General features: G+C 69.5%; 15 protein-coding genes. 9 read left to right on the top strand and 6 right to left on the bottom strand.

Translation table 11 applies throughout. The features are described from left to right. The first annotated feature begins 118 nt into the window (after positions 1–118). The 7 genes from ACIBD9_RS29305 to ACIBD9_RS29275 all read left to right on the top strand — a co-directional run bounded on the left by ACIBD9_RS29305 (position 119) and on the right by ACIBD9_RS29275 (position 10,110). Complete coding sequence (locus tag ACIBD9_RS29305; RefSeq protein ID WP_396722492.1) at positions 119–961, top strand: carbohydrate ABC transporter permease; 843 nt, start codon at positions 119–121, stop codon at positions 959–961. Beyond that, a complete protein-coding gene (locus ACIBD9_RS29300; protein WP_396722491.1) occupies positions 958–1,782 on the top strand; it encodes a carbohydrate ABC transporter permease in 825 nt (274 codons plus the stop codon). The genes ACIBD9_RS29305 and ACIBD9_RS29300 overlap by 4 nt, the downstream gene beginning before the upstream one ends. Before the next feature lie 3 nt (positions 1,783–1,785). Next, the gene (locus tag ACIBD9_RS29295) at positions 1,786–2,940 is read left to right on the top strand and encodes a serine hydrolase domain-containing protein (RefSeq protein WP_396722489.1); all 1,155 of its coding nucleotides are present in this window, start codon (positions 1,786–1,788) and stop codon (positions 2,938–2,940) included. Between the two features lie 281 nt (positions 2,941–3,221). Then, positions 3,222–5,687 (top strand): glycoside hydrolase 43 family protein, encoded by a 2,466-nt coding sequence (locus ACIBD9_RS29290; protein WP_396722487.1) that lies wholly within the window; start codon positions 3,222–3,224, stop codon positions 5,685–5,687. Positions 5,688–5,890: 203 nt separating this feature from the next. Continuing rightward, positions 5,891–8,311 (top strand): family 43 glycosylhydrolase, encoded by a 2,421-nt coding sequence (locus tag ACIBD9_RS29285; protein WP_396722485.1) that lies wholly within the window; start codon positions 5,891–5,893, stop codon positions 8,309–8,311. 27 nt (positions 8,312–8,338) lie between these two features. Further along, on the top strand, positions 8,339–8,971 hold the full coding sequence (locus tag ACIBD9_RS29280) for a hypothetical protein (protein ID WP_396722483.1): 633 nt from the start codon (positions 8,339–8,341) through the stop codon (positions 8,969–8,971). A 59-nt stretch (positions 8,972–9,030) separates the two neighbouring features. Beyond that, positions 9,031–10,110 carry a hypothetical protein gene (locus ACIBD9_RS29275; protein ID WP_396722481.1) on the top strand — a complete coding sequence of 360 codons (1,080 nt, stop codon included), beginning with the start codon at positions 9,031–9,033 and terminating at the stop codon, positions 10,108–10,110. 61 nt (positions 10,111–10,171) lie between these two features. Here the strand turns inward: ACIBD9_RS29275 and ACIBD9_RS29270 are convergent, their stop codons facing one another. Then, complete coding sequence (locus ACIBD9_RS29270) at positions 10,172–11,485, bottom strand: hypothetical protein (RefSeq protein WP_396722479.1); 1,314 nt, start codon at positions 11,483–11,485, stop codon at positions 10,172–10,174. A 486-nt stretch (positions 11,486–11,971) separates the two neighbouring features. Here ACIBD9_RS29270 and ACIBD9_RS29265 point away from each other — a divergent pair, with 486 nt between their 5' ends. Next, complete coding sequence (locus ACIBD9_RS29265) at positions 11,972–13,522, top strand: polysaccharide lyase family 1 protein (protein WP_396722477.1); 1,551 nt, start codon at positions 11,972–11,974, stop codon at positions 13,520–13,522. A 131-nt stretch (positions 13,523–13,653) separates the two neighbouring features. On the opposite strand, the gene ACIBD9_RS29260 is transcribed toward ACIBD9_RS29265, so the two are convergent. The 5 genes from ACIBD9_RS29260 to ACIBD9_RS29240 form a co-directional block, all read right to left on the bottom strand. Beyond that, positions 13,654–14,964 (bottom strand): radical SAM protein, encoded by a 1,311-nt coding sequence (locus ACIBD9_RS29260; RefSeq protein WP_396722476.1) that lies wholly within the window; start codon positions 14,962–14,964, stop codon positions 13,654–13,656. Positions 14,965–15,025: 61 nt separating this feature from the next. Beyond that, entirely contained in the window at positions 15,026–15,430 is a 405-nt protein-coding gene (gene sodN, locus ACIBD9_RS29255) for a superoxide dismutase, Ni (protein ID WP_387176934.1), read from the bottom strand. 114 nt (positions 15,431–15,544) lie between these two features. Next, positions 15,545–16,342 carry an inositol monophosphatase family protein gene (locus ACIBD9_RS29250; RefSeq protein WP_396722474.1) on the bottom strand — a complete coding sequence of 266 codons (798 nt, stop codon included), beginning with the start codon at positions 16,340–16,342 and terminating at the stop codon, positions 15,545–15,547. Positions 16,343–16,434: 92 nt separating this feature from the next. Continuing rightward, positions 16,435–17,865, bottom strand: a complete 1,431-nt coding sequence (locus ACIBD9_RS29245) for a hypothetical protein (RefSeq protein ID WP_396722472.1) — start codon at positions 17,863–17,865, stop codon at positions 16,435–16,437. Between the two features lie 180 nt (positions 17,866–18,045). Beyond that, complete coding sequence (locus ACIBD9_RS29240; protein ID WP_396722470.1) at positions 18,046–18,492, bottom strand: iron chaperone; 447 nt, start codon at positions 18,490–18,492, stop codon at positions 18,046–18,048. Positions 18,493–18,698: 206 nt separating this feature from the next. Here ACIBD9_RS29240 and ACIBD9_RS29235 point away from each other — a divergent pair, with 206 nt between their 5' ends. After that, positions 18,699–19,472, top strand: coding sequence for a GNAT family N-acetyltransferase (locus tag ACIBD9_RS29235; RefSeq protein WP_396722468.1), 774 nt, complete (start codon positions 18,699–18,701; stop codon positions 19,470–19,472). The last annotated feature ends 24 nt before the right edge of the window (positions 19,473–19,496 follow it).

Genomic DNA, 19,496 nt, shown 5'->3' with positions numbered 1-19,496 from the left:
CCCTCCTGTGTGAGCCCCAGATTCATCAGGACCATGGGCCCCGCCGAGCGGCGGCCCCCCCGCCCCCCCCCGGCCCCGCCCGGCCCGCCCCCCCCCCCCCGCGGCCGGGACCGGCTGGTTGTACGTCCTGCCCGCCCTGGTGATGTACGCGGTGTTCGTCCTGCGCCCGCTCGTCCTGACGCTCCAGTACTCGCTCTACGACTGGAACGGGATCGGGGTGGCCCGCTGGGTGGGCCTGGACAACTACCTCACCGTCTTCACCGACAGCGACCTGCTGAAAATCATCGGCAACGCGATCGTCCTGATCATCTTCTTCAGCTTCATCCCGGTCGCGCTCGGACTGTTGGTGGCGAGCATGGTTCGCCGGATCACCACCGGGGCGTTCGGCACCGTCGTCCGGACCATCCTGTTCCTGCCGCAGGTCATCCCCCTGGTGGCGGCGGGCATCGCGTGGAGTTGGCTGCTGTCGTCGAACGGTCTGGTCAACCAGGCGCTGCGTGCGGTCGGGCTGGTTGGCGTCGCCCGCGCCTGGCTCGGCGACTTCGACACGGCGCTGCCTGCCGTTGGCGTCATCGGAGCCTGGGTCCTGCTGGGCCTCTGCACGATCCTGCTGGTCACCGGCATGAGCAAGATCGACCCGGCGCTGTACGAGGCCGCCCGCCTGGACGGTGCCGGCCCGGTCCGCGAGTTCCTCGCCGTGACCCTGCCCAGCCTGCGCCAGGAGATCGGCGTCTGCCTCACCGTCACGATCATCGCGGCGCTGGCGAGCTTCGACATCGTCTACATCTCCACCAGCGGCGGCCCCGGCCTCCAGACCACCGTGCCGGGTCTGGAGATCTACCGGCTGGCCTTCTCGCAGCGGCAGGTGGGGCTCGCCTCGGCGCTCGCCGTCGTACTCATGCTGCTGGTGCTGGCGTGTGTGCTGCCGATCCAGCGCCTGAGCCGAGGGGAGAAGCCGTGAACCTGAGCCGACGCGAACAGCTGACCGGGCGCGTCTTCCTGATCGCCCTGATCGTGGTCACCCTCCTGCCGTTCGTGAGCATGCTCTCGGCCGCGTTGCAGCCCCGTGGCACCGTGCCCAGCGGGCTCGAGTGGCCGTCCGACCCGCAGTGGGGAAACTTCGCCGACGCCTTCACCGCCGCGAACATGGGTGCCCTGCTCCGCTCCAGCCTGCTCATCGTGGCCGGTGTCGTACCGGTGTCGGTGCTCATCGCGACCATGGCCGGCTTCGGGCTCGGTCAGCTGCGGGTGCCCGGCGGCCGACTCGTCTTCGGCCTCTTCCTGCTGGGGCTGACCCTGCCGTTCGAGGCCGTGGTCACGCCGCTCTACTACCAGATGCAGGATCTCGGCCTGCTCAACACGCGCTGGGCCATCATCCTGCCGCTGATCGGGCTGTACATGCCGTTCGCGGTGTTCTGGATGCGGGCGCACTTCAGCAACGTGCCGGTCGAGTTGTCCGAGGCGGCCCGGGTGGACGGCAGCAGCACGTGGCAGTTGTTCTGGCGGGTCCAGGTGCCGCTCGCCCGACCGGCGATCGCCTCGCTGACGATCCTGCTGTTCCTCTGGACGTGGAACCAGTTCCTGCTCGCCATCGTCCTGGTCGACGACGCCACCAAACGCACCATGGCCGGGGCGCTCGGCGCGTTCCAGGGCCAGTGGGGCACCGATCTGGTGCTGCTGTGTGCCGGGTCGCTGCTGATCCTCACCCCGACCCTCATCGTGTTCCTGATCTTCCAGCGACAGTTCATCAAGGCCCTGATCCAGGGGTCACTGAAGGGGTAGGGAATGGCCACACAGCCGCAGATCCACGGCGACGTCGACGACCACTACCGGCGCGTCGCCGACGTCTTCCGCGACAACTTCACCTCCCGGGGAGAGGTCGGCGCCGCGGTCACCGTCTACGTGCGGGGCCACAAGGTCGTCGACCTGTACGGCGGGGTCGCCGACCCCCGTACCGGACGGCCCTGGGACGCGCACACGCCGGCCGTCGTCTTCTCCTGCACCAAGGGGATCCTGGCGATCTGCGCCTACCTGCTGGCCCAACAGGGCCGGCTCGACCTCGACGCTCCCGTGACGCGCTACTGGCCGGAGTTCGGACAGCACGGCAAGGCGCACATCCCGGTGCGCTGGCTGCTCACGCACCAGGCAGGTCTGCCCGCTGTGGACCGACCCCTGACCCTCGACGAGGTCCTGGCGTGGGATCCGGTCATCAAAGCGATCGAGGCGCAGGCCCCGCTGTGGAAACCGGGTACGGCGCACGGCTACCACTCGATGACCTACGGCTGGCTGGTCGGAGAGGTGATCCACCGCATCACCGGCCAACTACCCGGCGCGTTCTTCGCCGACACCGTCGCGGGCCCGCTCGGCCTGCGCACCTGGCTGGGGCTCCCGGCCGCCGAGAGCGACACCGTCGCCTGGGACCTGGCGCCGCCACCGGACCCCGACCCGTTCGAGGACCCGGTCGCCGAACGGGGCATCACCATGGGGGGCGCTTTCGCCTTCCCCGCCGACGCCGACGGCCTGGTCAGCTTCAACGACGACGCGATCCGGGCCGCGGGTGTTCCCGGCGCGGGCGCGGTGAGCACCGCCGAGGGCCTCGCGCGCCTCTACGCCGCCTGCGTCTCCGACGTTGAGGGTGGACCGCTGCTCACGGCGGCGTCGGTGGACGACGCGGTCGTGATTCGCTCGCAAGGTCAGCAGCGGCACGGCCCGCCGGACACCGGGCAGCGCTGGGGGACCGGCTTCCTGCTGCACTCCCCACCGGCCCGGCCCCTGCTGGGTGAGCGCAGCTTCGGCCACGACGGCGCGGGCGGGAACCTGGCCTTCGCCGACGCCGAGCATCAGGTGGGATTCGGCTACGTGGTCAACCAGATGCGCGGGATGGGCGACGAGCGCGCCAATCTGCTCGCCGCCGCCGTCCGCGCCTGCCTCAACGACTGAGGTGCCCGGGCCGAACGCGACCCCGGTGATCATGAAGTTATCGCCGTCAATGACGGCGTGTCGGAGCAACAACTTCATGATCACCGGGGTTCGACCTGGGAGTGGACCGTCCACTGTGGTCGGTGAGGGTGTTACGGGGATACTTCGGGCACGTTTCATCGATAGTCTTGACAGCTGTTGTTAGCGATAACACGATGGCCTTCACGCCGCTCTCGCGTTTGGAGCTCGCCTTGGTCGTGTCGGTCCGCTCGCGTGTCCTGAACATCGCCCGCGTATCCGCTGTGAACAGCCTGAACGCCGCCGCTCGCCACGCCACCAACACATTGAGCCGACTGGCGTCCACAGTGCGCCCGGATCGCCTTCGCTCACTGTGCACGCTCGCATCGGCGGCTGTTGTCGGCGGCGCGGGCCTGGTGGCCACTCCGGCCGCCGCACACGACGCCGACGGATGGTCGCCCCGATCGTCGTACACCTCGACCGACACCGGCGCGGGCACCTACTCGGTGCCGCTGCTCAACGCCGACGTGCCGGACATCAGCGTCGAGCGGGTGCCAGCCGCCGAGAACGACGAGGGCCGCGACCTCTACTACATGATCAGCACGACCATGCACCTGAGCCCAGGTGCGCCGATCATGAAGTCGTACGACCTCGTCAACTGGGAGATCGTCAACTACGTCTTCGACCGGGCGAGCATCGGCGACTCCTTCTCACTGCGCAACGGCCAGAACTCGTACGGCCAGGGCCAGTGGGCGTCGTCGCTGCGCTACCACGACGGCACGTTCTACGCCGTCTTCAACACCAACAACCTCAGCGGGGCGTACCTCTACCGCACCGACGACATCGAGAACGGCGCGTGGCAGCGCACCGCCCTCGGCCGTGGCCTGCACGACCCGTCGCTCTTCTTCGACGTCGACGGCACGCCGTACATCTTCTACGGCTCCGGCGGCACCAGCGCCGTACGCCTCAACGCCGACCTGACCGCCATCGCGCAGGACTACCCGAACATCTTCACCGCCAACAACTACGCCGGCCAGCCGTTCATCGGCGGTCTGTTCGAGGGCGCGCAGGTCTACCACATCGACGGCTGGTACTACGCCGTCATCATCACCTGGCCGTCCGGTCAGGGGCGCCAGGTGGTGATGTTCCGGTCGAAGGACCTGCTCGGGCGCTACACCTCGGCCGGCGGGGTCAACACCTACGAGGCACGCGGAGTGCTCAACTCCAACGGCTTCGCGCAGGGCAGCCTGGTGCCGATCAGCCGCGCGGGCGGCGGGACCGACTGGCACGGCATGTTCTTCCGGGACACGTTCCCGATCGGCCGGATCCCGGCGCTCATCCCGGCCACCTGGCAGGACGGGTGGCCGACGTTCGGCACCAACGGGGTCGTCCCGGTCAACGGCCTGTTCGACAAGCCGATCCCGCTCAGCCCGGCCGAGGAGCTGTTCGAGCGGCAGAAGAGCATCGTCGCCTCGGACGACTTCGCCAACGACGCGCCGCACAAGGCGTACCAGGACGAGCAGTGGACGGTCCCCGCGCCGCTCGACCCGGCGGAGATCGCCCCCAACGGCTCACGGCTGGACCTGGCGTGGGAGTGGAACCACGCCCCGGACAACAGGTACTGGTCACTCACCGACCGCGACGGCTGGCTGCGGCTGACGGCCGGCAAGGTGGTCACCGGCCAGTACGTCTACACGAAGCTGTCCAACCGGGCCGAGCTGGCATGGTTCGAGGAGGCACGCAACACGCTCTCGCAGCGGACGTTCGGGCCACGGCAGTCGGTGCAGACCCGGATGGACATCTCCGGGATGAGGAACGGCGACGTCGCGGGCCTGGCCGCCTACAACCGCGGATTCTCGTACGTGGCGGTCAAGCGCGTGGGTGACGTCAACACCCTCGGCGTCGTCAACCGGTCGCAGCCGTTCGCTGTCGACCTCGACCAGTCGACGCTGGAGAACTTCGTCGCCGGCACGACTGTGTCGCTGGGCGACGCGACCGAGGTGCATGTGAAGGCGGACCTCGACTTCGCCTCGCCGGTCGGCCAACTGTGGACGACGTTCTACTACAGCCTGGACGGGGTCCAGTGGACCCGACTCGGCAACCGCGTCGGCCCGCAGGCGCTCGACGGCAGCCTCGCCCACTTCATGGGTCACCGGGTGGGCCTGTTCAACTACGCGACCCAGCAGACCGGCGGCCACGTCGACTTCGACGACTACCTGCTCAGCGACGTGCTGACCGCGCAGGCCCGGCCACTGGACACCACCGCCCTCGACGCGGCCATCGCCCACGCGCAGACGCTCGACCCGCGGCACTACCCGGCCGACGCCTGGGCCGCGACGCAGTCCGCGCTGGCGGCGGCGACATCGGCACGGGCCGGCCGGTTCGGCACCCAGAACCAGATTGACGCACCGGAGCGGGCGCTCAGCTACCAGTTGGCCCGACTCGGAGTGCTCGCGGCGCTGCCCGTGACGACCACCGCCCAGGTGCGCTGTCTGAGTGGCAAGGCGTACCTGGCGGTGCAGGCGCGTAACGACTCGGACGAGCCCGTCGAGATCACCGTCGAGACCGCGTACGGGGACCGGACGTTCGCCGCCGTCGCACCGGGGGCGAACGTCTACCAGTCGTTCAACACACGCGCGTCGTCGGTGCCGGCCGGCTCGGCGACGGTCCGGGCCACCGGGGCGGTCGCCGGCCGGGACGTGACCACCGTCCACTCCGCGCAGCACCCCGCCAACGCCTGCGGCGGATAAACCCCACCACGAGCCCTCGGCCCACCGACCAGCGCCAACGCCGACCGGCCGGGCGGCGCGGAACAGCCGACCTGTCCCGCGCCGCCCGGCCACGGTCGGACCGGTGGCGGCGGTCGAACCCTGATCCGGACCACCCACGGAAGCACACCCACCGATCCCCCGTACACCGATGACCGCACGTCAGAGATGAAGGAGGATGTCTCGTGGAACAACGAATGCGACGGGCGACCCGAGGACGGGTCGCCGCACTCGCGACAGTAGGCCTGATGCTGGCCACCGGGTTCGTCGCCCCGGCGGCGCCGGTACAGGCCGCCGACACGAACCTCGTCGTCAACGGCGGGTTCGAGGACGGCCTGACCAACTGGTTCGTCAACAACGGAAACGCCACCGACGGCGCCCAGCTGTCAGTCACGTCTGACGCCCACTCCGGCGCGAACGCGGCGCTCGTCACCAGCCGGACGACCACCGGGTCCGGCCCGATGCAGGACCTCAGCGGCAAGGTGCAGGCCGGCCAGGCGTACACCCTCACGGCCCGCATCAAGTACGAGAACGAGAGCGGACCAGCGACGAAGCAGTTCTTCGCCACCATGCACTACGGCGGCGGCACCTACACCAACCTGGTCAGCGTGACCGCGACGAAGGGTCAGTGGGCGCAGTTCAACGGAACGTTCACGATCCCGACGACGCAGAGCGTGTCGACGGCGCGCCTGTTCTTCGAGACCCCCTGGACGAGCACGCCGTCCACGGACCCGGCCCTGCACCTGATGGACTTCAAGCTCGACGACGTGTCGGTGGTCGGCGCCGCGCCGCCCGCGCCCGCCTCGAAGACCATCGAGGTCGTCGGCAAGCTGCCCGGGGAGCACAACCCGTTGATCGGGCACAAGTTCGGCGCTGACGGTTTCGGCCTCGTGCACGACGGCCGGGTCTACATGTACATGACCAACGACACCCAGGGCTACGCCCCGAACCCGAGCACGGGCGTCTCGCCGGGGATCAACTACGGCGACATCAACCAGATCACGGTGATCTCCTCGGAGGACCTCGTGAACTGGACGGACCACGGTGAGATTCAGGTCGCCGGCCCGAACGGGGTGGCCCCGTTCACCGCCAACTCGTGGGCTCCGGGCATCACCAAGAAGGTGGTGAACGGGGTGGAGAAGTTCTTCCTCTACTACGCCAACGGTGGTGGCTCCAGCAACGTGATCACGGGTGCGTCGCCGCTCGGCCCGTGGACCAGCGAGCGCACGAGCACGCTGATCGACGGCCGTACCCCGGGCGCCGAGACCGTCGCGTGGAAGTTCGACCCGGCCCCGTTCGTGGACGACGACGGCCAGCCGTACCTCTACTTCGGTGGTGGTCCCGCCTCGACGAGCATGCCGCCGGCCGAGCGCTTCAACAACCCGAAGAACATCCGGTCGATCGAACTCGGCGACGACATGGTCTCCACCGAGGGAACGGCCGCGGTGGTCGACGCCCCGGTCGCCTTCGAGGCGGGCCACGTCTTCAAGCGCCAGGGCAAGTACTACTTCTCGTACTCCTCGCACTTCGGCGGGAACGACTTCGGTGGCAACCAGCAGCCGCTTCCCGGTTACCCCGGGGGTGGCCAGATCGGCTACATGATCTCCGACGGCCCGATGTCGTGGCCGAAGGAGACCTATGCCGGGGTGCTCTTTCCGAACCAGTCGCAGTTCTTCGGGGCCGGCACCGGTGGCAACAACCACCAGTCGGTGTTCGAGTTCGGGGGCAAGTACTACTTCACGTACCACGCCCCGACGCTGAACAAGCGCATCAACGGCAACACCACCCAGGGGTACCGCAGCCCGCACATCCAGGAACTGACCTTCAATGCGGACGGCACGATCCAGCAGGTCGTCGGCACGTACGCCGGCGTGGACCAGGTCCGGGACTTCGACCCGTACCGCGTCTTCGAGGCTGAGACCTTCGGCTGGAGCAAGGGCGTCGCGACCACGAAGGTCGACGGCAGCTCCGCCCAGTTCGGTGCCGCGGCGCCGAACCTGGTGGTCCGCGACATCGACAACGGCGACTGGACGGCGCTGTCCTCGGTGAACTTCGGGGACAGCGGCGCGCAGAGCCTGACGGCGCGGGTGCGTGCGCTCGCCGCCGGTGGGCAGGTCCAGGTCCGGCTGGACGATGTCAACGGTCCCGTCGTCGGCACGGTCGCGGTGGACACCCCGGTCGGACAGTGGGCCGAGGTGACCGCCGAACTTGACGGCGTCAGCGGCGTGCACGACGTCTACTTCACCTACACCGGCCCGGCCGGTGTCGACCTCTTCGAGATCGACACCTGGGCCTTCGCGGCGGCCAGCCTCGAACTGCCCGTCACGCTCACCGCGTCCACGCGGTGCGTGGGCGGCAAGGCGTACGTGGCGGTGCAGGCGCGCAACGACCATGACGCGCCGGTGGGCATCACCCTGGAGACGCCGTACGGCGAGCGGTCGTTCACGGCCGTCGCGCCGGGCGCGAACGCCTACCAGTCCTTCAACACCCGTGCCGCGTCGGTGCCGGCGGGTTCGGCGACCGCCCGGGTGACCGGGGCGATCGGCGGACAGGACGTGACGACCGTCCGCACCGTGCAATACCCCGCCGGCACCTGCGGCGGATAACCCCTGATGGCGGAGAACGGAGATCACATGAGCACATACAAACGGCGGCAGCTTCTCGCGGCCGGCGCGGTCGGCGCCGTGCTGACCGGGGCGGCGGTGCTGCCGTCGCCCGCACTGGCCGAGCCGGGTGACGACGCCAGCGTGCGGGTCACTGTCGACATCGACGAGATCAGGGAACCGGGCGTGCTCGCCCTGTCGATCGCCGGCGACGCCGTCGCGTTGTCCGAGGACGGCTCGACCCTTCTGGTTCGCCAGTTCGTCGGCACGCTGCCGACGGTGACGGTCACCGACACCCGCGTCGCCGACGAGGTGCCCGACGGCGCCAACTGGGCGGTGCTCGGCAGCGCGACCGACTTCGCCGGCACCGCCGGCCAGGCGCCGATCACCGCCGACCACTTCGGCTGGAAGCCGCGCCTGCTCGACGGTGGCGACACCGGCCTGGTCACCGAGGGCGAGGAGGTGGTGACCAGCCTGGACGAGCCGACCCAGCCGGGCAACAATGTCGGCCTCGTCGACCAGGAACTGCTGGTCTCGGCCTTCGACTCCGAGGCCGTCGTCGGCGACTCGTACTCGGTCAACGCCGACCTGTACCTGCGGACCCCCGCGGAGGTCGCCGCCGGCGAGTACAGCTCCACGCTCACGCTCTCACTGTTCGAGTAGTGGCCTGGGCGGGGGCCCGCTTCGGGCCCCCGCCCAGCCCTGTGCGGAAGGGCCGCCTCATGACCGTCACCCCGCTGCGCCGGGCGCTCGTCGTCCTCGCCGTCGCGTCGCTCGCGGTTGCTGCCGCGCCGACCGCGGCGGCGGCGGAACCGGACCCGAAGGCCCTGACCTGGACGGTCCAGCCGGCCGCCGCGAGTGGACCGGACCAACGCCGGTGGATCAACGCCAGCCTCGACCCGGGGCAGGCGGTGACCGAGCACCTGGCGGTACGGAACTTCAGCCGCACCGCTGTCGCCTTCTCGCTGAAGGCCGCCGACGGCTACCTCACCGACAAGGGCCGCTTCAACATGCTGTCGTCCGACCGGCCCTCGGTCGACGGCGGCACCTGGATCGACGTGCAGGATAAGGTCACCGTCGGCCCCAACGAGACGCGGGTCGTGCCGTTCACCATCACGGTGCCCAAGGACGCCACCCCGGGCGACCACCCGGCCGGCATCGCCGCGACCGTCACCAGCACCGGAGGCACGGTCAACGTCGAGAGCCGCGTCGGGTTCCGGGTCATGCTGCGGGTCAACGGCTCCGCGCGGGCGGCCCTGGCCGTCCGGGGCCTCGGCACGACGTACTCCCCGTCGTGGAACCCCTTCGCCGGTGGCACGGTGCGGGTCCGCTACACCGTCGAGAACGACGGCAACGTCTGGGTCAGCGGAACGAGTCGGGTCGCGATGTCCGACCTCCTGGGCCGGAGCAGCCACGACGCCAGCAGCGCCGTCGAGGAGTTGCTTCCCGGCGGCAGTCGGCAGGTGCAGACCCGGGCCGATGGCGTCTGGGCCCTGGGGCGCCTCCGCACGACCGTCACCACGTCGCCGACGCTGCTCGGCGACGGCCAGGCCGGGGCCGACCTCCGACCGGCCTCCGCCACCGTCACCACCTGGGTCGTACCGTGGGCGCAGCTCGCACTGCTGGGTCTGCTCGCCAGCCTGCTCCTGGGGCTGCGGGCGGCGGCCCGGCACCGGCGGCGTCGGCTGGCCGGGATGTTGGCCCGCGCGAGGCAGGAGGGCCGGCAGGAGGGTCAGGAGTCCGTGCTCGTCGGCGGCGCGCCCGCTGCTGCCGAACCCGACGCGGGCGACGCCCGCCGGTAACCCGTCGGCGCGAGGGAATCGCGCCGCCGGATAGCGGCGAGGCGTCGCCCCGTCCGCGGCCTCAGGGCTTGGACTGGTCGAGCAGCCAACGCAGGATGCTGGCGTCCTCGTAGGTCGGCCCGAACGCCGCGTGGTAGTCCGGCACCGAGAACGCGGCGTCGGCGTACTCGGTGTAGCGCACCAGGTCGGCGGTCTGCTCCGGCGTCTTACCCCGGGCGGCGTACGCCTGCCGCAGCACGGCCGTGGAGTTGCGCGCGCCCGTGACGTTGAGCAGGTGGTCGTGCTCGCCGTGGGTGATCCACACCGGCACCTCGGCCGCCGCGATGGCGGTCGCCTGGGTGGCGTTGACCGGGAAACCACCGGTCACCAACCCGCCGGCGAACAGGTCCGGACGCTTGGCGAACGCCTCCCAGAGCAACTGGGAGCCGTACGACACGGTGGTCGCGTACACCCGACGGGCGTCCACCGCGAACTGGCCGACGAACTGGTCGAGCAGCTTGACCAGCAGGTCCGCCTCGGCGACCCCACCGACCCGCTGGTGCTGGGGCGCCAGGACGATGACGTCCTCGGCGGTGCCGGTCCACTGCGGTTGGAGCCACGCGGTCGCCGGGATGTCGGCAGCGAGTTGGACGCCGAGGTTGTCGCCGTCCCAGCCCATCCCGTGACCGGGCAGGACGACCATCAGTGGATATTTGCGGCCCGGCTGGTAGTTCTTCGGCAGGTGGTAGTGGTACGGCAGCACCATTCCGCCATTCAGGAACGAGCCGTAGGTGAACTCGTCGACCAGTTGGTTGACCGGCTTCTCGGTGACCGGTCGGGACTCGCGCGGGGTGGCCCGGGCGAGCACCGGTCCCTTGCCGGCCCCGCGGCCGGGCTGGCCATGCACGTCCTTGCGCTGCACGACTCGGGTCGGCAGCTCCGGATTGACCTTCACGGTGCAGAGGAAGGTCGGGCACTTGGAGACGATGACCGTCGAGCCGCCGGTGTCGGCGGGGTCGAGCTCGACGATGACGTACCTGCCCGGCGCCGATCGGTGGTCGACACGGGTGCCCGGTGCCCCGTTGGTGTAGGTGTGGGTGACGGTCCGGTCGGCGAGCTTTGGCAGGTCCTCGATGGGGTTGAAGCGGAAGTTGTAGATGGTGTCGGTCACCGAGAACGTGGCGGTGTCGAGGGTGCGGGGGTTGACCGTGGCCCCGTATTCGATCGCCACCGCCGAGACCTTCTGGCCGTACGTGTAGACGGTGGTGATCGGGGTGATGCTGCGGATTCCGTCCGTGGCACCCCTGCTGCCGCTCGCGCTGCCGTACGCCGTGCCGGATGCGCCGGCCAGGACGAGGGTGGCGGCGAGCGGGATCAGTCCTTTTCGCAGTCTCATGCGGGTCCTTTCTCGGGGGTGGTGCGCGCAGTCAGCGATCCCGCCGGGACCGGGAGCGGGACGGGTCGGAGCGAGGCGCCGCTAAACTGATTTAGCAGAGCATCGATGGCAGGCCCGGCGGTGTCAATACCGAGCGCGCAACAAGCCGGAACCTGCGCCGCCGACGACCCGGGCCGCCCTGACCCGCGCGGCCGACCTCTTTCGTGAGCACTGCAACAAACCTGCAAACGCCAGCTATTGCCTTCAGGGAAACCGCTTTCCTACGATTGCGTTGCATCGATGTTTCATTTAAAGGTTGGGCGAGCGGCGTCACCGGGCACACCCCGCTCGCACGACACATCCCTGCTTCTACCAGGGCACGAGACATCTCGATGAAATCGCCGCGATTGACTGTCGCCAATTCCTGAACGACGTCCGTCGGCAGGTGCGGTTGCGGTGTGCGTCGAGTCGAAGCCTGGAACGAGACGAATGCGAAGGTGAGGCGACATGAGACGACCAGTCGTGCTGCGAAGTCAGGCAGTGCTGGCTTCAGCGGCCGTGGTGATCGCGGTCGGGGTGGCCCTGCCGACCCCGCAGGCCGCGGCGGCGGTCGGCAGCGCCACCGGCTACGCCACCCAGAACGGCGGGACCACCGGCGGCGCCGGCGGGCAGACGGTGCGGGCCAGCACGGGCACGGCGATCCACGCGGCGCTCTGCGGTCGGCCCAGCAGCAGCACCCCGATCACCATCGAGGTCAGCGGGACCATCAACCACGGCAACACCAGCAAGGTGTCCGGGTCGAGCTGCAACACCGCGGCGGGCGTGATCGAGCTCAAGCAGATCAGCAACGTCACCATCATCGGGGTCGGCACCGCTGTCTTCGACCAGCTCGGCATCCACATCCGGGACTCCAGCAACATCGTCATCCAGAACGTGACGGTGCGGAACGTCAAGAAGTCGGGCTCGCCCACCTCCAACGGTGGGGACGCCATCGGCATGGAGAGCACGGTCCGCAACGTCTGGGTCGATCACGTCACCCTGGAGGCCTCGGGCGGCGAGTCGGAGGGGTACGACGGCCTCTTCGACATGAAGAACAACACCCAGTACGTGACGCTGTCCTACAGCATCCTGCGCAACTCCGGTCGCGGCGGCCTCGTCGGGTCCAGTGAGAGCGACGTGTCCAACGGTTTCATCACGTACCACCACAACCTCTACGAGAACATCGATTCCCGCACGCCGCTGCTGCGCGGCGGGGTCGCCCACATCTACAACAACCACTACGTGAGCCTGCACGAGTCCGGGATCAACTCCCGGGCCGGAGCCAGGGCCAAGGTGGAGAACAACTACTTCCGGGACTCCAAGGACGTCCTGGGCACCTTCTACACCAACGAGCGCGGCTACTGGCAGGTCGCCGGCAACGTCTTCGACAACGTGACCTGGTCCAGCGCCGGCAGCGAGAACTACCCGGCCGGCCCCAACCCGACCTCCAACACCACGGTCAGCATCCCGTACTCGTACAGCCTCGACGGGGCGAGCTGCGTGCCGGACATCGTCCGCCAGACGGTCGGCGCCAACACGGGCCTGAAGGTGTCGAACGGCAGTTGCTCGCCGCAGACTCCGCCGCCCACCACCCCACCGCCGACCACGCCTCCGCCCACCACACCTCCGCCCACCACCCCGCCGCCCTCTGGCGGGACCAACCTCAGCCTCGGCGCTGGCGCCGACGGTTCCAGCAAGGCCAGCGGGACCAGCTACGGCAACGTGCGCGACGGCAACCTGAGCACCTACTGGTCGCCGGCCGGGTCGACCGGCACTATCTCGATCAAGTGGGGCTCCGCGACCCAGGTGTCCCGCGTGGTGATTCGGGAACCGTCCGGCACCCAGGGCTCCATCGGCTCCTGGCAGCTGGTCAACAACGACAACGGGGCCGTCCTGGCCGCCGGCAGCGGGGCCGGTTCGATCACCTTCTCGCCGACCGCGACGAGCAAGCTCAACTTCAAGATCAACAGCTCCGGCGGTACGCCCCGGGTCGGTGAGTTCGAGACGTACGCCGGCTAGACGAGTAAGCCCTCCCGGACCGTCGTCGGGGCGGATTCGGGTTCAAGCGGTATACCTCAGGGGCATATTTATGCCTCTGAGGTATGCCGCTCATCGGTGGATCGTCTGGGCGGTCTAGCCGAGCGCGTCCGTCACGAATCGGTCGACGGCAGGGTGTCCATGAAGGAGCTGACCGAGAAGACCGCCCGGCCGGGCCCGGCGGGGCCGTACCCGGGCGGGCTGGACAGGCCGTGGGCGTCCATGGTCGCCCGGTAGGCCTCCAGCAGGCGGACGTGGTATTCGAGCGGCGCACCCTGCGGGTTCGTCCGGCCCAGTGGCGTGGTGGGCTCCGGGCACCAGGTGGTGAACCGGGGCGTGATCCCCCGGGACATGAAGTAGTCGAGCCCTTCGGTGGTGGAGTCGATCGCCTCGCCGACGCTGGTGAAGCCGTGCGGGGCGGCCATTTCGACGCCCGCCACGAAGTTCGGGATCACGTTGCGCGGGCCGAACACCTCGGCGGAGTCGAGGATGCGCCGGTGCCACTCCTCCCGACCGACGTACCGCTCCTTGCCCGGGCAGTACAACTCGAACAACCGCTTGTCCCACACCTCGTAGTTGGGGTGGTAGATGCGGATCCCGTAGTCGTGGAACCGCTGCACATCGGCTCGTGGCAGCGCCTGGGCCACGACCTTGCCGATCCACCGTCCCGGAAACCGCTCCTCGATCGCCTGCGCGTACTGGCCGTAGAAGTCTGCCTCGGCCAGCCCGTTGACCTGCGAGGTGATGCTGCCACCGGTCAGCGTGTACGCCTGCGACGCGCGGTCGGTGTCGTGCCGGTTGATGATCTCCAGGGCCTCGAGGACCTCGTCGACCGGCTTGACCCCGGTGTAGGGCCGGCCGGCCTGCTTGTGCTGCCGCCAGTTGTGGTTGATGTCGCAGTACTGGCACTCCTCCTTGGCGCCGAAGTACTGGCAGACCCGGAACGCGGTGAGGTAGATGAGATAGCCCCACTGGATCGTCGGGGCGACCTCCATCACCGACTTGCCGTTGGCCAGCGTGTGGCGGTAATACGCCGGCATGGGGGGCAGCCCGACATCCGCGATCGGCCGCCCGTCCAGGAACAGCCGGAGTCGACCGTCGCTGTCGGTGCCGACGCGGTACGGCGAGCTGGGGTTGGTGCGCACCGACACGACGGTCCGGCGTAGCTCGTACGGACCTCCGGTGAGCACGATCTCCTCCGGTGGCCGGCGCAGCGCCGCCGTCCCCAACTCGGGCAGCGTCCGGTGATCGAAGGAGAAGATGAAGTACGACTTCGGCTTGACGTCGCCGTGCTCGTTGTCGGTCAGTGCCGCGTCGTCGAAGGCGAGCCCGCCCCGCAGCAGGTCCTCCTTGAGGACCGCCTCCCGCGGCACGTGTGGGAAACGGCTCATCAACTCTTCGACGAGGTCGGTGCGCGACGTCATGCGGTTCCTCCCGAACGCGGTACGCCGAACCGGGTGGCCGGTGCCACCCGGTGCCGGCTGGTCAGCTCTGCTTGGTCTCCCAGAAGATCTTCGAGATCTCCTCGATCTTTCCGAGGAGCTGCTCGGCGACCGCCGGGTCCGCGGCGCCCTTCGCGCCGCCGGCACCCGCCAGCTTGGTCGCCTCGTTGAACAGGCCGTGCAGCTGGGGGTACTTCTCGAAGTGCGGCTGCTTGAAGTAGTCGGTCCACAGGACCCAGAGGTGGTGCTTGACCAGCTCGGCCCGCTGTTCCTTGATGAGCAGCGCGCGGGTGCGAAACTCCGGGTCGTCGCTGGCCTGGTACTTCTCGGAGATCGCCTTGACCGACTCGGCCTCGATGCGGGCCTGCGCCGGGTCGTAGACGCCGCAGGGGAGGTCGCAGTGCGCGCTCGCGACGGTACGCGGGCGGAGAAGGCGTGACAGGTGCATCGGAATCCCTTCGACGGTGGTGCTCGGGCGACGGACGTCCGGGCGCGACGGCCCGAACGTGATCATCTAGGGACGTTAGAACCTCAACCGCGCTTCATGTCAAGACCGAGTCCATCACGAGCGCTGTTTCCGAATGAGCGCCAGCAGGGCGGCGTGCGTCCGCTCGTCGGCGGCCGCGACGAGACCATCCCCACCGGTGTGCAGCGGCTGACCGTCCAGCCCGGTGACCACGCAGCCGGCCGCCTGGCAGAGCGCGATCCCGGCCGCGAAGTGGACGCTGTTCCGCAGGTCGTGGCGGTCCGTCACGTAGGCGGTGCGGCGACCGGCGGCGACCCAGGCCACGGCGAGGCTGGTGGAGACCACCCGGGGCCGGAACTGTTCGAGGAAGTCCTCGTCGGTGAGCATGCGGGCGGCCAGGAAGACGTCCCGGTTGGGAAACGGCGGGTCGAGGTTCAGGTCGACAAGCGTCGACTCGGCCGACGGAACGAGTCGCTCGTCCGTCCCCGCACCCCGGACGTATGCGGCGGTGCCGTCGGTCCAGAACACCTCGGCGGCGAACGGGTCCACCGAGGCCGCCACGGTGACGTCCGAGCCGACCCGCAGAGCGACGTTGACCGAGGCCAGCATGGTCTGCGCGGCGAAGTTCAACGTGCCGCACAGCGGATCGACCAGCCAGGTGCGTCCGTTGTCGCCGGTCCCCGTGCGTCCGCTCTCCTCGGCCAGCACGGCGTCGTCGGGACGTACCGCACCCAGGACGTCGAGGATGGCCCGCTCGGCCTCGACGTCCGCGGCGGTGGCGAAGTCACCGGCGGTCTTCATGACGCGGGTCAGTGCTGAGCCGTACCGGGAGCGGACGACCGCGGCTCCGGCTTCCGCCGCCTCGATGGCCAGCGCATGGTCTGTGATCGACATGCCCGAACCATACGAGCCGTGGGCAACGTCGGTGGGAGTCCGATGTGCCGCCGCCCGCCCGGCTGACCGGGCGGGCGGCGGTCACGACCGCATCAGCAGTCGCAGTCCGGCGGAACGATGTAGAAGAAGACACTCGTGTTGCTCGCCTGGTACGTGGCGTTGCCGCTCCAGGAGAACTCGTACTGGAACTGCGGGTAGGTGCTGGCGTCCATGGTCGGCGGCGAGTCGCGGTAGGAGAACGTCCCGTCCTCGGCGGTGGTCACCCTCGGCAGGTCGACCGACGAGCCGTCCGGGCCGATCCGCCGCACGGTCAGCCGTAGCTTCGCGCCGATCGACGCCGCGTTGCCGTCGGTGACCTTGCCCTCGATGACCGCCTGCTGGCCGTTGAGGAGGGTGCGGTCGGGCGACGTGGCCTCGATGCCGGACGGCTGCTTCTGCACGGTGCCGGTTATCGTGCCGGTGGTCCTGCGGTGGGTGGAGTCGCCATCCCACGTCACGGTGTAGGCCACCTGACCGGTCCTGCCGACGGTGTCGTCGAAGCCGAAGCCGCAGGAGGCGTCGGTGGTGACGTTCGGCAGTTGCTGCGCTGCACCGCCGTTGATCCGCCGGCTGACGCGGACCACGGTCGGGCCCGCGCAGACGCCGACGTCGTAGGTCACGGCGCCGGTGACCCAAAACGCCAACCCGAGGTACGCCGGCTCCGCCACCTGCCCGGCGATGTGCGAATCAGGTGAGGACACAGCGATCTCGTGGCTGGCCGACGACGCCGCGTACACCGGGTCGCCGTCCCAGCTGACGGTGTAGACGTGCCGGCCGCCCTGGGTGGGCGTGTCCAGGATGGTGAAGGCGCCCCGGCCGTCGGTGGTGATGTTGGGCAGCTGCTGGACGGCACCGTCGAGTCGGTTGTTCCAGATGGTCCGGGTCACCGCCAGCGTCTGTGGCTGCCCTGGGGCCTTGCCGTCGAGACCCAGCGTGCCGGTGAGCGACAGCTGTCTGCCGTCCCTGCCGATCCTCGACCCGTCGAGGGTGAGCGTCGCGGCGCGACCGGCGACCGCGACGGTCACCGAGGCGGTGCTGCCCTGGTAGTTCTCGGTCGAAAACCAGTAGGCGTCATAGCGGAGATGGCCGCTCAGCGGAGGGATGTCGGTGAGGGTGAAGGTGCCGTCGACCGCGGTGTTGGTGAAGAGCGTGGTCCAGGTCTCGTCCGGCACGACACGGTTGACCGCCACCTGCTGCACCCCCGGATCGGTGCCGTCCTCCAGGGTGAGCCGGCCGGTGATGGTGATCGGGTCGAGGGCGGTCGCGGAGGCGGGTGCCTCCAGGGCGATGGCCGACGTGGGCAGCGTCGGGTCATCGAGCGCCGCGGCCACCCCGACCGCGGCTGCTGGCCGGGCCCCGTTGACTGCGGCGGCGGCGGCTGGCCCGGCTGCCCCGACGGCGACCAGTGTCACTGCGGCGGTGGCACCGGCGATGCGGCGCAGCAGCGCGGCGCGGACCCGTGTGGGAGCTGATCGGTACGGCATGATCCCCCTGTCTGGAGCGACACCTCATCGCTCCGAGCGGGATCATGGTTGGGCCCTCCGACAGGAATCCACCCGACTGCGCCAGCTGGCCCGACATTCTCACATGTCGATAAATGCGACACCGTGACGGGCGCGCTCCGGACCCCTGCGGCGACCGATCGGACGCAGTGGGGAAAAAGGTCAGGAAACTGCCGCCCGCACCAGTTCGGTGATCTTCTTTTCCACGGCCGGGCTCCACTGCTGCAACGCGTACGCCACCGGCCAGATGTCCCCGTCGTCGAGGTTGGCCGGGTCCTGGAAGCCCAGGGTCGAGTACCGGTAGTTGAACTTGCCCGAGTCCTGGAAGAAGACGACGATCTTGCCGTCCTCGTTCGCGTAGGCGGGCATCCCGTACCAGGTCTTCGGCGCCAGGCCCGGGGCGGCGGCGGTCACCGTCACGTGCACGCGCTCGGCGAGCGCGCGGTCCTCCGGCTCCATCTGCGCGATCCGGTCGAGGACCGCTTGCAGCCCGTCCGCCTTCTTGGCGCCCTTCTTGCCCTCGGCGCGCAGCTCGTCGGCGCGCTCCTTCATCGCGGCCCGCTCCTCGGGGCTGAAACCGTCGGACTTGGTCGTGGTCTTCGCGGACATTCTCGGGATCCCTCTCGTCGTCCAGGTCGGCGTGCTGCCGTTCACCTGGGGAAAGGCTAGGTCGCCCGGCGCTGTCGGGCTTCTCGATTCCTGATCGGTTCGAAAGCCGGACGGCAGGTGGCCGCCCTCGCGCCCGTGATTTGCTGGTCAGCGTGATCAGTGGCTAGGTTGTCGGCCGGGCAGAACGACCGTTCTAGGGGGCCGTCATGAGTATCACCGCCGATCGGATGGCGACGGCGTACTTCGACGCCTTCGAGACGCTGTGCAGAGTGACCCCGAAGGGTGGGTACGCCGAGCGCGGCACCGCCCGCGCGGGGGTGACCCAGGCCGGCGTCGCGACGCTCAACGCGGCCTACGACAGGTCCACCGAGCCCGACCCCGGGTCGCTCGACGAGATGGCGACCGAGGTCGGCAGGCAGGCCGCCCACTGGTCGATCATCGTTCGGGGTGAGGCGGGCGACGCGGTCACTGACCTCGCGGCCCGGCACGGCCTCCTCGGGCGCACCGAACTTCCCCTGCTGGCCTGCGCGGCGCACGACCTCGCGTTCCGAGCCACCTCCGGTGCCGGCTCGGCGCAACGCACGTCGGTGCGTCAGGTCGGTGCCGCCGAGAACGACCTCTACACCGACGCCCTCACCCGGAGCTTCGAGGTTCCCGACGGTCTCTTCGGGTCGCTGATGGGTGGTGCCGTGCTTGACGCCGATGCCATCACCGGCTACCTGGCCGAGGAGTCCGGCCAGCCCGTGGGCACCGGCCTCGGGATGCGGACCTCCGGGGTGGTCGGCGTGTTCAACATCGCCGTCGTTCCGTCCGCCCGGGGTCGTGGCCTGGGCCGGGTGCTCACCGAGACGGTTCTGCGGGACGGCATCGCGGCCGGCGCGGACGCCGCCTACCTGCACACCAGCGCGATGGGTCGGCCGCTCTACGAGTCGATGGGCTTCACGCTCGTGGAGACCTGGACCATGTTCCACGCGCGCTGACCGACGAGTTCGACCGGGGCTGTC

This window comes from Micromonospora sp. NPDC050784, from assembly GCF_044456765.1.
GTDB classification, from domain to species: Bacteria; Actinomycetota; Actinomycetes; order Mycobacteriales; family Micromonosporaceae; genus Micromonospora; species Micromonospora foliorum.
This window is presented reverse-complemented; position numbering and strand designations above follow the sequence as displayed.